This window comes from Paraburkholderia phymatum STM815, from assembly GCF_000020045.1.
Taxonomy (GTDB): domain Bacteria; phylum Pseudomonadota; class Gammaproteobacteria; order Burkholderiales; family Burkholderiaceae; genus Paraburkholderia; species Paraburkholderia phymatum.
Genome location: NC_010623.1, coordinates 262,435 through 275,409 on the forward strand (window position 1 = coordinate 262,435; position 12,975 = coordinate 275,409).

The following is a 12,975-nucleotide window of genomic DNA, read 5'->3' on the forward strand; positions in this document are numbered from 1 at the left end:
CCTCGCATCAGTCATTGCGTTTGCAGTACCGGCGCGCCGTCCCGCTGACGGCGCACGCCGCGGTGTTTTCTGCTGGTCTGTTCTCAACAGGAGAGTTCCGTGATCGATCGTATTCAGGCGATGCGCACGTTCATGCGTATTGTCGATACCAACAGCTTCACCCGCGCGGCGGAGTCGCTGGAAATTCCGCGCGCGACGGCAACCACCATTGTGCAGAACCTGGAAGCGCTGCTTGGCACGACGCTGCTCGTGCGCACGACGCGGCGTCTGAGCCTCACGCCGGAAGGCGCGGCCTATTACGAGCGCTGTGCGCAGATCCTCGCGGATATCGACGAGATGGAAGCGACACTGCGCCAGACGCTCGACAATCCGAGCGGACGTCTGCGAGTCGAAATGCCGGGTGCTGTTGCGACTTCAATCGTGCTGCCCGCGCTCGATGATTTTCACGAGCGCTATCCGTCGATCGATCTCGCGATCGGCGTCAGTCATCGCAACGTCGATCTCGTCGGCGAAGCGGTGGATTGCAGTATCCAGCTCGGAGAGCTGCCCGATTCGGGCCTGGCTGCCAAGCGGCTCGGGACGCTCGAGCACGTGACGTGTGCGAGTCCTGCGTATCTGGAGCGTTACGGCATGCCGGAGAGTCTCGACGATCTGTCGGAGCATGTGGCCGTGAACTGCATGTCGGCGCTGACGGGACGCGCCGTCGATTTCGATTTCGATGTCGGCGGCAGTCCGTTGACCGTGAAGGTGAACGGCTTCATCAAGGTCAGCGACGAGCATGCGTATCTCACCTGCGGGTTGCAGGGGCTTGGATTGATCCAGCCTGCGAGGATCGCTGCGCAAGCGTTGCTTGATAAGGGCCTGTTGCGTGAGGTCCTGCCGCAGTGGAAGCCGGTGCCGATGCCCGTTTCCGTTGCTTATGTGAAGGGGCGGCGTGTCGCGCCGCGGGTCAGAGCTTTTGTCGATTGGCTCGCTGAGTTGTTTGAGCACCAGGGGCACGTCGAGGCGGATTTGTCCCGGGTCAGGATGTTGCTGCAGGGTCGCTTGCATGCGGTTTGATGCTTTGTTGCGCGGCATCGTTCGGCCCGAAGTTCGGGTTGCCATTGATATAGCCCGCAAGCTGTGCGTTAACGATGGTCGGCGAATTGTTGAGGATCGCGCCAGACTTTGAGATATCGAACTGGCCGTAGGTATTGACCGAAACACGGGAGCCAGAAGACGGCTGCGTGATATTCACCTGCGGGACACCGTTCTGCGTCGTGATGACGTTCGGTGCGTGCGCGCCGCCCGGAACGATCTGCGCGAACGCCAGCGGGGGCGCGATAGCCAGCATGAGCGCGATCAGATTGCGAAGCGGTGAATGTGCTGGTTTCGTTGATGCGCGGCCTGTTGCGCGCGTCTCGCCGGCAGATTTTCCGGCAGCGGTGGCGGTTTCCTCGACGGCCACAAGCATCCCCGAACGCGGCTGAACACGAGCCGGTAAGTGGTCTTGTTCATTTTTATTCGTTTTACTAATTAGAAAAGCGGTAACGCTAGACGAAGATGGCTGCCACTTCTGTCAAAACTGTGTCAACGCTCTTGCGGGCGCAACACTTCGCAATCAATCGAACGTCTCTGATTGCGTTGCGCAAGAAATCCGGTTACCGGTCGGCCGAAAAAAAGCCCGCACTTGGCGGGCGTTGAAGATAATCGCCTATTCTTGGCCGTGCGATTACACGAGAGATTTTCACTGTTGCCGGACAATGACGCACGCGCCTGTGCGAAAGCGGCGAATCCCACGCTGGCAAGGGGCACCGAACATAGCGTTGGCGCGTGGAGCATGGGGAGGTTGAGGGCCCGCGGGTAATCACACGGGCTGGCGGTGTGAGCGGCTTTCTTGGCTTTCTTTCTTTGCCGCGGTGGCAAAGAAAGAAAGTACCGCCCCGCACAGGGGCAACGCCTGAAGTACGAAGGCGCAACGCGGATACCAGCGCCGGACCACGCGCGTAACCACGCACACGATCACGACTCCCGCTCCTACCCGTCCCGCCTGCCAGCCCTGGCGCGCGCCTCGCCAACCACTCTAGCTAAAGTGGCAGGACTCATCCTCGCAGCGACATCGCGAACATAGTCATGATGCCGCGCATCGAGCGGCGCATCCAGGTGTTGCGCCTGCAAATACCGGATCAGCGCAATCTTCCGATGCCCCAACGCAATACTCTGATCGAGCAGTGCAACGGCGGCACGTCCATCACCCGACTCATACGCGCGCCTGAGCAACTCGGACGTTTGCGCACGCGACATAGGAACACTCAGCCCGCAACATCCGACGTGCGATGCACGTCATAATCCGCCCGCGTCCAGTCGAGTTCCACGCCGATCCGCCTCGTGCCCTCGCGAATCTTCGGCTTGTAGAGCGACAACGTGAGCGCATCGAGCGCCGGCCATTCGTCGAACGACAACTGCGCGATCTCCACGGCCAGCGTCTCCAGCATCCGCGTATGCGTCTTCGTCGAAAGAAACTCGCTCACGCGATTGCAGTAACGCTCATAGTCGATCATCGCGTGCGTGCCCTCTTCCGAAGGCTCGCAGCGATAAGCCAGGCTCGCGTCGATCACGACAGGCTGCGGCGCGAGATGCTCGTGCGCATGAATGCCAATGCGCGTCGATACCACCAACTCGTCGACAAACACGCGCCAGCCCTTTCCCCGCACCGGCGGTGGCATGAACGCCGCTAACGGCTGCTCGAACGGCTTCACGACATCAGCGGCTCAGCCGCGTCGAGCATGATGCGCACGAAGTAATCGGCGAAGCTGCGCCGCACGACGATCTCATACACATCGTTGGCGACGGGCACCAGCACGATCGACGCCTTGAAGTAATGGCTCTGCGCGCACTGCCCCGGCGCGAGCACGCGTGGATGCAGATCGAGCGGACAGCCGCGCGCGATTACGTCACGCACTTTCTCGCCGCTCACTTCGAGCACCGTCCAGCCGCTGCCGATGTCGACGGCCGATGCGAACTGCCCCTGCAGCGCCTCGACCAGCTTCTCTTCGGCAACGGGCGCCTGCGCCTGTTGCGAACGCACGAGCCATTCATCCGGACCGAGCCATAGCACGTCGTAACCGTTGCCGCGCGCGACCGTGTTCGGTTTCGCGGGCGGCTCGCAGCCCGTCACGCTCGCGACAGCATTGACAAACGCCGCGTCGCGCACGTCGCCGCGCAGATTCACGAGATCGCAGAACGCCTTCTCGCGCAGATGAAACTTCCTAGACGGCACCACCGCGTGTTTCTTCACCAGATCGCCGACGCCGACGAGGGGCGACTCCGGCCACGCCTGGCCTGCCATACGTTGTGCGACCGCCGAGGTTGCGCCCGGTGCATTGTTCCTTGTTTCATTCCACATGTTGACGCACTCCTTCGGTGTCGTAGAAAACGGGGCTGGCGATCTTCGCGGCGATCTGCTTGCCGCTCGACAGCGGAATCGTCACGCTTTGCCCCATCTTGTTCAGGCCGCCCTTGACCACGGCGAGCGCGATCGATCGATTCAGAATCGGGCTGTAGTAGCTGGACGTCACGTGTCCGAGCATCGGCGCGGTGTCGCCCTGGAACGGACGCGCGACGATCTGGCTGCCTTCGGGAATCACGAACTGCGGATCGTCGGACAGCAGGCCGACGAACTGCTTGCGGTTATCCTTCGTCGTATCCGAACGCGCAAGCGAACGGCGTCCCAGGAAGTCCTTGGTCTTCGCGACCAGGCCCCCCATGCCCAGATCGTGCGGCGTGACGGAACCGTCCGTATCCTGGCCGACAATGATGTAGCCCTTCTCCGCGCGCAGCACGTGCATCGTTTCCGTGCCGTAGGGCGTGATATCGAATTCGGCGCCCGCGGCCATCAGCGCCTCCCATACCGCGCGGCCCATGTTCGCGGGCACGTTCACTTCATACGCCAGTTCGCCCGAGAAGCTGATGCGCATCACACGCGCCTTCACACCCGCCACCGTGCCGTTGCGGTACGACATGAACGGGAACGCTTCGTTGGCGAAGTCGATGTCGCTGCACACCTTCTGCACGACCTTCCGGCTCTTCGGGCCGACCACGGCGAAGGTCGCCCAGTGATCGGTCACGGATGCGAGGCGCACCTTCATGTCCGGCCATTCCGTCTGCAGCCAGCGCTCCATCCATGTCAGCACTCGCGCCGCGCCGCCCGTCGTGGTCGTCATCATGAAGTGCTGGTCGGCGAGGCGCACCGTCACGCCGTCATCGAACACCATGCCGTTCTCGTCGAGCATCAGGCCGTAGCGGCACTTGCCGACTTCGAGCTTACTCCACGGGTTCGTGTACATCCAGTTCAGCAGCTTCGCCGCATCCGGGCCCTGAATGTCGATCTTGCCGAGCGTCGATGCATCGAGAATGCCGACGCTGTTGCGTACCGCAAGGCATTCGCGCTTGACGGCCGCATGCAGGTCTTCGCCCTTCAGCGGGAAGTACCACGGACGCTTCCAGTTGCCGACGTCCTCGAACATCGCGCCATTCTCGACGTGCCATTCGTGCACGGCCGTCTTGCGGATCGGGTCGAGAAGATCGCCGAGCTCGCGGCCCGCGAACGTGCCGAAGGTCACGGGCGTGTAGTTCGGACGGAACGTCGTCGTGCCCGTTTCGGGAATCGTCTTGCCGAGCGCATCCGCGAGAATCGCCATGCCGTTGATGTTGCCGAGCTTGCCCTGATCCGTACCGAAGCCCATCGCCGTATAGCGCTTCACGTGCTCGACGGATTCGAAGCCTTCGCGCGCCGCAAGCAGAATATCCGCCGCCGACACGTCGTTCTGGAAGTCGACGAACTGCTTCGGACCGCGCGCCGCTTCTGCCCGGCTGCCGACGAGCCACAGCGGTTGCAGCGGCGACTCGACGACCTCGGCCACCTGCGGCACCTGCGGACGCGTCACTGCATAACCGATCGACTTGACGGCTTCGACGCCGGCATCGACGGCAAGACGCAGGCCGCGTGCAAGGCTGAATTCGCCCGCCGCTGCGCCGACGCTCGTTTCCGGCTGCATGCCCTTGCCCGGCACGAAGCACGCCTTCGTATCGTTCCAGTGAGCCTTGCCGCCCGACTGCGCGAACAGGTGCAGCACCGGGCTGAAACCGCCCGACATCGCGACGAGATCGCACTGCAGATCAGCCTGCTTCGCGCCCGTCTTGCCGTTCGCATACGCGACGACTTCCACGGACGTCACGCGCTGCTTGCCATGTGCGGTCATCACGGCGGCGTTGTTCATGATCTTCACGCCGTGACGGCGCGCGGCTGCCTGCAATGCGCCGTTGCCTTGCGCACGCGGGTCGACGACGGTGACGCTCGCGCCGCACGCTTTCATGTCGAGCGCGCAGCGATACCCGGCGTCGTTGTTGGTAAACACGACGGCGTTGCGCCCCGGCATCACGCCGAAGCGATGGATATACGTCGACACGGCCGACGCCAGCATCACACCCGGCAGATCGTTGTTGCCGAACACGATGGGACGCTCGTGAGCGCCCGTCGCGAGGATCACGCGTTTGGCGCGGATCTTCCACAGCAGTTCGCGCGTGCCCTTGCGCATCGACACGGGCTGATGATCCGTCAGTCGCTGCGTCACCGTGACGAGGTTGTGATCCTGATAGCCGAATGCCGTGCTGCGCGAAAGGATCTTCACGTCGGGCATGCGCGATAGTTCCGCCTCGATCTTCTCGACCCAGCTCAGCGCCGCGTGCCCGTCGATCTCCGTCTTGCACGACAGCAGGCTGCCGCCGAGTTCGCGCTGGTCATCGACGAGGATCACACGCGCGCCGCTCGAGGCCGCCGCATGCGCCGCCGCGAGACCCGTCGGCCCGCCGCCCACGACGAGCACGTCGCAATGCGCGTAGCACTTGTCGTAACGGTCGGCGTCGAGCACTTCGGGCGCCTTGCCGAGACCCGCCGCTTCGCGGATCTTCTCTTCATACTTCGGCCACCATTTGGCCGGCCACATGAAGGTCTTGTAGTAAAAGCCCGCGGGCATGAAGCGCGCGAACTTCTGATTGATGGCCATGCGATCGTGCTCGAGGTTCGGCTCGGCGTTCACGCTCGTCGCAACGAGGCCCTGATACAGCTCGATTTCCGTCGCACGGGCATTCGGCACCGTGTAGGCGCCGCGTTCGAGTTGCACGACGGCATTCGGTTCGGCGACGTCGGCCGTGACGATGCCGCGCGGCCGGTGATACTTGAAGCTGCGCGCGACGAAGTGCACGCCGTTCGCGAGTAGCGCGGACGCCAGCGTGTCGCCCTGAAAGCCTTGATACGTGCGGCCGTTGAACGTGAAGGTCAGCGGAATCGCGCGGTTGATGCGCCCACCGGCGCCGAGGCGGTTCTTCTGGCTCATTGCTTGTTGCCCCCTTGGGAATCGGCGGACGTGTTGCCCGTCTTGAACGTGTCGTAACCCTGGATGTTGTACGAGACGGTGTCGCGCGTCGCCATGAACCAGCGGCGGCAGCCTTGCGTGTGCATCCATTGCTCGCGATGCACGCCACGCGGATTCTTGCGCATGAACAGGTAGTCGCCCCATTCGCGGTCGGTGAGCTTGTCGGTGTCGAGCGGACGCGCAATGTCGGCTTCGCCGCCACAGCTAAATTCGGATTCGGCGCGCGGCCCGCACCACGGGCATTCGATCATCAGCATTTCAGTTTCTCCTCTGTCGACCGAAGTTGGCGCTTTAGCGCGTTGCTCCGGTCCCATGCAACGTAGTTGCGCGGTGCGTTAGTGGGCCACGGCTGCAGCGCCGTGTTCGTCGATCAGATGACCGGTGTAAAAGCGGTCCAGCGAGAACGGCGCGTTGAGCGGATGCGGTTCGTCGTTCGCGATGGTGTGCGCGAACACCCAGCCCGAGCCCGGCGTCGCCTTGAAGCCACCCGTGCCCCAGCCGCAGTTGAAGTACAGGCCCTTGACGTCGGTCTTGCTGATGATCGGGCACGCATCGGGCGACACATCGACGATGCCGCCCCACTGACGGTTCATGCGCACGCGCGAGAACACCGGAAACATCTCGACGATCGCCTGCAGCGTGCCTTCGATGATGTGGAAACTGCCGCGCTGGCCGAAGCCCGTGTACTGGTCGACGCCCGCGCCGATCACGAGGTCGCCCTTGTCGGACTGGCTGATGTATGCGTGCACCGCGTTCGACATGATCACCGAGTTGACGACGGGCTTGATCGGCTCGGATACGAGCGCCTGCAGCGGATGGCTTTCGATGGGCAGACGGATGCCTGCCATGTCGGCGAGCGTGGTCGTGTTGCCCGCGGCGACGACGGCAACCTTCTTCGCCTTGATGAAGCCCTTCACCGTATCGACGCCCGTTACACGGCCGCCGTCGCGGCGGATGCCCGTCACCTGGCAGTTCTGGATGATGTCGACGCCCGCCTGATCCGCGCCGCGCGCGAAGCCCCATGCAACCGCATCGTGACGCGCGACGCCCGCACGGCGTTGAATGGAAGCACCGAGAACCGGGTAGCGGCTGTTCAGATTGATGGTCGGCTCGATTTCCTTGATCTGCGCGGGCGTGAGGAACTCGGCATCGACGCCGTTCAGGCGGTTCGCATTCACGCGGCGCTCAGTGTCGCGCACGTCCTGCAGCGTGTGCGCGAGGTTCATCACGCCGCGCTGCGAGAACATCACGTTGTAGTTCAGGTCTTGCGACAGACCTTCCCACAGCTTCATCGCCTTTTCATAGAGCGCCGCGGATTCGTCCCACAGATAGTTCGAACGCACGATGGTGGTGTTGCGCGCCGTGTTGCCGCCACCGATCCAGCCTTTTTCCAGAATCGCGACGTTCTTCACGCCGTGTTCCTTCGCGAGGTAGTAAGCGGTCGCGAGACCGTGCCCGCCACCGCCGACGATCACCACGTCGTATTCCTTCTTCGGTTCCGGGCTTCTCCACTGTCGCTCCCAGTTCTCGTGATACGACAACCCGTTGCGGAACAGACTGAATATCGAATAGCGGCTCATCGTGCAGACCCCTTCGTTGCCTTGCTGGTTTCCATTAGCATTCGATGACGTTCACGGCGAGACCACCGCGCGACGTCTCCTTGTATTTCGTTTTCATGTCGGCGCCCGTTTCGCGCATCGTCTTGATGACGTTGTCGAGCGTCACGTAGTGCTGGCCGTCACCCTTCAACGCCATCCGCGATGCGTTCAGCGCCTTGATCGCGCCCATTGCGTTGCGCTCGATGCAGGGAATCTGCACGAGGCCGCCGACGGGGTCGCAGGTCATGCCGAGGTTGTGCTCCATGCCGATTTCGGCGGCGTTCTCGACCTGCGTCGGCGTGCCGCCCATCACGGCTGCGAGCGCCGCCGCCGCCATCGAGCACGCCACGCCCACTTCGCCTTGGCAGCCCACTTCAGCGCCGGAGATGGACGCCGTTTCCTTGTAGATGATGCCGATCGCGGCCGCCGTCAGCAGGAAGTCGACAATGCCGTTCTCGTTCGATCCCGGCACGAACTTCACGTAGTAATGCAGCACGGCGGGAATCACGCCCGCGGCGCCGTTGGTCGGCGCGGTGACGACGCGGCCGCCCGCGGCGTTCTCTTCGTTGACGGCCATTGCGTAGAGGTTGACCCAGTCGAGCATCGACAGCGGATCGCGCAGCGACTCTTCAGAACGCGAACGCAGTTGCACAGTGAGATCCGCTGCGCGGCGCTTGACCTTCATCGGGCCGGGCAGTTCGCCGTGCATCTTGCAGCCGCGCTCGACGCATGCGGCCATCGTGCGCCAGATCGCCAGCAGGCCTTCGCGCACCTCGTCCGGCGAGCGCGACGCGCATTCGTTGGCGAACGTCACCTGCGCGACGGACAGCCCGCTTTCGCGGCACACGCGCATCAGGTCGTCGCCGGTACGGAACGGATACGGCACCTCGCCGCCCGCGCGCACGCCGTTCACACGGTCGCCTTCGCGGTTCACGACGAAGCCGCCGCCGACCGAGTAATACTCTTTCTCGACGAGCAACTGGCCGTTCTCGTCGAACGCCTGGAAGCGCATGCCGTTGGGATGCACGATGCTGCCCGTGCCGCTCATCAGACGGCGGAAGAACGCGATGTGCTCTTTCTCGTCGAAGGCGATCTCGTGCTTGCCGAGGAGCGACAGCTGCTTGCCCTTGCGAATCTGCGCGAGACGCGGCTCGATCAGATCGGGGTCGATGGTGTCGGGCAGATGGCCTTCGAGGCCGAGCAGCACCGCCTTGTCGGTGCCGTGGCCCTTGCCCGTCGCGCCGAGCGAGCCATACAGCTCGACTTTGACGCGGCGCACGAACGCGAGCAGATTCGCGTCCTCGATATGCGAAGCGAAGCGGCATGCGGCGATCATCGGGCCGACCGTGTGCGAACTCGATGGTCCGATGCCGATCTTGAACAGGTCGAAAACGCTGACGTTCATGGAAACCTTGCTCAGTTGAGTGGGCGGAAACACGAAACTTCCGCAGTGACGCCAGTACACCAAAGCGTAAAATCGGCAGATAGAACAAAAACGGCATCGACGTGGGATGGCGACGCCAGAGCGGGTTGCCACTGCGCTTGCGCGCAAGCCGGTGACGGAAAAACACAAGTCCGGGCGGCCCGGGGTTCGTGGGATGGCAACCCGCACAGGGGCGCACGCGCTTCGCATCTGCGAAAGTCGGTGTCGTAAAACAACAAGAGGCGCGCAGCCGGATCGGCGACGCTAGGGTTATCCCGCGTGCGCGTTGTTTATTCCTATTCGTTGTCAGCCACTGACGACCTTCATGACCATCGTTGATTCGCTACCGCTGACTTCCATCGACGCGCTGCCCAAAGAGCGCATCCGCTTCGGCATCATCCTGTTGCCGAACTTCACGCTGACGGCGTTCTCGGGCTTCGTCGACATGCTGCGCCTGTCCGCGGACGAAGGCGACTACAGCAAGCCGGTGCGCTGCTCGTGGAGCGTGATCGGCGACACGCTTGCGCCCGTGCGTGCGAGTTGCGGCATCCAGATCACGCCGTGGGAAACCTTTGCCGATGCCGAGCCGTTCGACTACGTGGTCGTCGTCGGCGGGCTGCTGCATTCGGGGCCGCAGGCGAGCGACGAGACGCTGCAGTTCATTCGCGACGCCGCGCGCAAGAACGCGACGCTCGTCGGCATCTGCACGGGCGTGTTCGCGCTGATGCGCGCGGGCGTGCTCGACGCGCACCGGATTTGCGTGAGCTGGTTTCACTACTGGGATTTCGTCGAGCGCTTTCCTGCCGTCAATTCGGACTCGCTGGTCGCGGACCGGCTGTTCGTGATCGACCGGCGACGCATTACGTGCTCGGGAGGACGCGCGTCGATCGACGTGGCGGCAGCGATCCTGTTGCGGCACTTCGAGACGGCGACGGTGCAGAAGGCGCTGCGGATTCTGCTCGTCGGCGAAATGCAGAAAGGCAATGCGCCGCAGCCGCATCCGCCTGGGCTGGAGCCGGCGACGCATCCGAAGGTCAAGCGTGCGATCCTGCTGATGGAGCAGCATGTCGGGCGCACGCTGCCGCTGGAAGAACTCGCTTGCAAGCTGGATTTGTCGCCGCGTCAGCTGGAGCGGCTGTTCAAGGCGGAGACAGGGAAGAGTCCGCAGGCGTTTGCGAAGCAGGTTCGGTTGAGAACCGCGGCCTGGCTGCTCACGAGTTCGGATCGGACAGTCGCGGATATCGCTTCGAGCTGTGGGTTTTCCGATGCGTCACATCTTGGGCGCGAGTTTCGTAAAGAGTTTGGGATGCCGCCCGTGATGTTCCGGGAGCAGCGCGGCGGGACGCCGGTTGAAGGCGATGCGGCGGCGGCGTATGACGAGACGTTTCCGGGGCGAGTGGATGTGTTCTGAGGACGCCGCCTGATTCCATACGGACGGTGGCGCGGCCGCCTCGTATCGAGCGGGCCGTCGGCGCTCAATACGAGTTCCTCGATGCGATGCAGCCGGGTGGTGCCCTTTATGCGCACCATCAGGCATCACTCCCGACTGACACGCGCACTCCCGTCGCCGCATCCGCGCTCTTTTGCGAGGGCGCTGTCGCGAGCACGGAGGCCAACACCATCAGACCGCCTCCCATCCATCCCGACATCGAAAGATGCTCCCCGAGCGATGCGTACGCGAACAGCGCGCCGAACGCCGGTTCACTTCCCATCAATAACGCTACGCGTGTCGGGCTGCTGCGCTTGACGGCGAAGTTTTGCGCGAAGAATGCAAACAGCGTGCAGGCAATCACCAGGTAGCCGATGCTCATCCAGAAGACGCCATGCTCCGCAAGCGACGGCAGCGCACGCCATTGCCCGGACGGCAACATCAGCGCGACGACGAGACTGCCGAGCGCGACGGTGCCCGCCTGAACCGCCGTCACAGACAGCGGCGCGAGCGCCGGGTCGCGCATCACGCGTTTGGTCACGCACACCATCAATGCGCGGAGCAGCGCAGCGAGCAGAATCAATGCATCGCCGGCCGTCGGAATGAATACGCCGCCGCTCACCAGGGCGGCGCCCGCCAGCGACAATCCGACGGCGATCCACTCGACAGGCAATGGCCTTCTGCGCAGCAGCGCCCATTCGACCAGCGGCGTCAGAACGACACACAAGCTGATCAGAAACGCGGCGTTGGACGCACGCGTCAGCGAAATCCCGAACGTCTCGGCCAGAAAGATGCCGAGCAGCAGCACGCTTGCGCCGACCGTCCCCACCAGCGCGGACGCCTTGACGTGCCGCAGCGATCGCAACGCCGGCGACAGCACGATGAACGTCAGTCCAAAGCGCAGCGCGAGCAACCCCAGCACGGGATAGAAGGCAAGCGCGATTTTCACGACCCCATAACTCGTGCCCCACACCATCGCGACCGCGAGCAGCATCAGGTCGGATATCCACAGCACACGTTTCTGATTCGACACGGCGAACTCTCTCTTTCTCTTCGTACAGTCCGAATGATCGAGCATTGCGCCAAAAACTATAATCGGGTCTGCGGGAACATCTTTTATGTGTGAGATGCACAAATGCCTTGCCCTATCCGAGCACGACGATGAATCCCACTGAGCTTTTTGCGCTGTTGCCGGACATGGCGACCTTTGCCCGCGTGGTCGATGCAGGCAATTTCTCGGAGGCCGCGCGCCAACTGGGCAGCACGCCGTCGACGGTGAGCCGGCAGATCAAGCGTCTCGAAGAGTCGCTTGGCACGCGCCTGCTGGAACGGTCGACGCGTCGCATCCGCGTGACGGATGCGGGCGCGCAGGTCTACCGCTATTGCCGCGACATCGTCGGCGCGGCGTCCGGCGCCGTCGACGTCGCCGGGCAATCGGTCGGCGAGCCGCGAGGGAAGGTCAGCATCAGTGCACCGATCGCCTTCGCGCGATCTGTGATCCATCCGCTGATTCCCGAATTTCTGCGCAGCTGGCCAGACGTGGATGTGCAACTGGTGTTCGCCGATCGCGAAGTCGATCCGTTGCGGGACGACGTCGACATTGTGATCCGACTGACACGTTCGCCTCCGTTGGGGCTCGCTGCCCGGCGTCTCGGCACGGTGAGATGGCTGCTCTGCGCGTCACCGGCTTATCTCGACGCACACGGAACGCCCGCCGAGCCCCGTGATCTCGCCCGGCATGAGTGCCTGTATCTTGGAGAAACGGTCGATGACAATCGCTGGCATTTCCGGCGCGGCACGCAAACCCAGTCACTCGAAGTGAGGGGGCGTTATATCGCCAACCATGCGGGCGCCCGTCTCGATGCAGCGTTGCAGCACTTCGGCATTGCGAGCCTGCCCGACTTCGTCGCTGCGCAGTGGCTGCGGCAAGGGGACCTCGTTCAGGTTCTCGCCGCATGGGAGTTCGAAGCGCGTTCCTATATGGGCCCGGTGTGGCTGCTGTATCCGCCTAACCGCTTCCTTCCGTCGAAGGCCCGGGCGCTGATCGATTACCTCGCCGATCATTTGTACGTAGCTGCGGACGAGTGACCGATCGACTGGGGAATGGGTTGG

11 protein-coding genes and 1 pseudogene are annotated in these 12,975 nt (G+C 63.3%); 3 read left to right on the plus strand and 9 right to left on the minus strand.

Features of this window, described 5'->3' with window-relative positions; all coding sequences use genetic code 11:
* Window positions 1-99: 99 nt before the first annotated feature.
* The gene (locus BPHY_RS16865; protein WP_012402655.1) at window positions 100-1,059 is read left to right on the plus strand and encodes a LysR family transcriptional regulator; all 960 of its coding nucleotides are present in this window, start codon (window positions 100-102) and stop codon (window positions 1,057-1,059) included.
* 7 nt (window positions 1,060-1,066) lie between these two features.
* On the opposite strand, the pseudogene BPHY_RS16870 reads toward BPHY_RS16865, so the two are convergent.
* The 8 genes and pseudogenes from BPHY_RS16870 to BPHY_RS16905 all read right to left on the minus strand — a co-directional run.
* Window positions 1,067-1,497 (minus strand): annotated as a pseudogene (locus tag BPHY_RS16870) (ESPR-type extended signal peptide-containing protein); the annotation flags it as partial.
* A gap of 519 nt (window positions 1,498-2,016) precedes the next feature.
* A complete protein-coding gene (locus BPHY_RS43135) occupies window positions 2,017-2,283 on the minus strand; it encodes a hypothetical protein (protein WP_012402657.1) in 267 nt (88 codons plus the stop codon).
* An 8-nt stretch (window positions 2,284-2,291) separates the two neighbouring features.
* Window positions 2,292-2,738, minus strand: coding sequence for a dihydroneopterin aldolase (locus BPHY_RS16880; RefSeq protein WP_041764284.1), 447 nt, complete (start codon window positions 2,736-2,738; stop codon window positions 2,292-2,294).
* Entirely contained in the window at window positions 2,735-3,385 is a 651-nt protein-coding gene (locus tag BPHY_RS16885; RefSeq protein ID WP_012402659.1) for a sarcosine oxidase subunit gamma, read from the minus strand. Before BPHY_RS16885 ends, BPHY_RS16880 begins: the two co-directional genes overlap by 4 nt.
* Entirely contained in the window at window positions 3,375-6,374 is a 3,000-nt protein-coding gene (locus tag BPHY_RS16890) for a sarcosine oxidase subunit alpha family protein (protein WP_012402660.1), read from the minus strand. Before BPHY_RS16890 ends, BPHY_RS16885 begins: the two co-directional genes overlap by 11 nt.
* Complete coding sequence (locus tag BPHY_RS16895; protein WP_012402661.1) at window positions 6,371-6,670, minus strand: sarcosine oxidase subunit delta; 300 nt, start codon at window positions 6,668-6,670, stop codon at window positions 6,371-6,373. Before BPHY_RS16895 ends, BPHY_RS16890 begins: the two co-directional genes overlap by 4 nt.
* Window positions 6,671-6,748: 78 nt before the next feature.
* Window positions 6,749-7,993, minus strand: coding sequence for a sarcosine oxidase subunit beta family protein (locus BPHY_RS16900; RefSeq protein ID WP_012402662.1), 1,245 nt, complete (start codon window positions 7,991-7,993; stop codon window positions 6,749-6,751).
* Window positions 7,994-8,027: 34 nt separating this feature from the next.
* Window positions 8,028-9,416: an L-serine ammonia-lyase gene (locus BPHY_RS16905; protein ID WP_012402663.1), complete on the minus strand. Its 1,389-nt coding sequence runs from the start codon at window positions 9,414-9,416 to the stop codon at window positions 8,028-8,030.
* Window positions 9,417-9,759: 343 nt separating this feature from the next.
* Between BPHY_RS16905 and BPHY_RS16910 the strand changes: the two genes are divergently transcribed.
* The gene (locus BPHY_RS16910) at window positions 9,760-10,845 is read left to right on the plus strand and encodes a GlxA family transcriptional regulator (RefSeq protein ID WP_012402664.1); all 1,086 of its coding nucleotides are present in this window, start codon (window positions 9,760-9,762) and stop codon (window positions 10,843-10,845) included.
* A gap of 118 nt (window positions 10,846-10,963) precedes the next feature.
* Here BPHY_RS16910 and BPHY_RS16915 read toward each other — a convergent pair whose 3' ends face one another.
* A complete protein-coding gene (locus BPHY_RS16915) occupies window positions 10,964-11,896 on the minus strand; it encodes a DMT family transporter (RefSeq protein ID WP_041764934.1) in 933 nt (310 codons plus the stop codon).
* A 128-nt stretch (window positions 11,897-12,024) separates the two neighbouring features.
* On the opposite strand from BPHY_RS16915, the gene BPHY_RS16920 reads away from it, so the two are divergent.
* Window positions 12,025-12,951, plus strand: coding sequence for a LysR family transcriptional regulator (locus tag BPHY_RS16920; protein ID WP_012402666.1), 927 nt, complete (start codon window positions 12,025-12,027; stop codon window positions 12,949-12,951).
* Window positions 12,952-12,975: the final 24 nt, after the last annotated feature.

Coding starts and splice junctions, on each gene's coding strand:
- BPHY_RS43135 (WP_012402657.1), bottom strand. CDS start 2,283: ATGTCGCGTGCGCAAACGTCCGAGTTGCTCAGGCGCGCGTATGAGTCG.
- BPHY_RS16885 (WP_012402659.1), bottom strand. CDS start 3,385: ATGTGGAATGAAACAAGGAACAATGCACCGGGCGCAACCTCGGCGGTC.
- BPHY_RS16890 (WP_012402660.1), bottom strand. CDS start 6,374: ATGAGCCAGAAGAACCGCCTCGGCGCCGGTGGGCGCATCAACCGCGCG.
- BPHY_RS16895 (WP_012402661.1), bottom strand. CDS start 6,670: ATGCTGATGATCGAATGCCCGTGGTGCGGGCCGCGCGCCGAATCCGAA.
- BPHY_RS16900 (WP_012402662.1), bottom strand. CDS start 7,993: ATGAGCCGCTATTCGATATTCAGTCTGTTCCGCAACGGGTTGTCGTAT.
- BPHY_RS16905 (WP_012402663.1), bottom strand. CDS start 9,416: ATGAACGTCAGCGTTTTCGACCTGTTCAAGATCGGCATCGGACCATCG.
- BPHY_RS16910 (WP_012402664.1), top strand. CDS start 9,760: ATGACCATCGTTGATTCGCTACCGCTGACTTCCATCGACGCGCTGCCC.
- BPHY_RS16920 (WP_012402666.1), top strand. CDS start 12,025: ATGAATCCCACTGAGCTTTTTGCGCTGTTGCCGGACATGGCGACCTTT.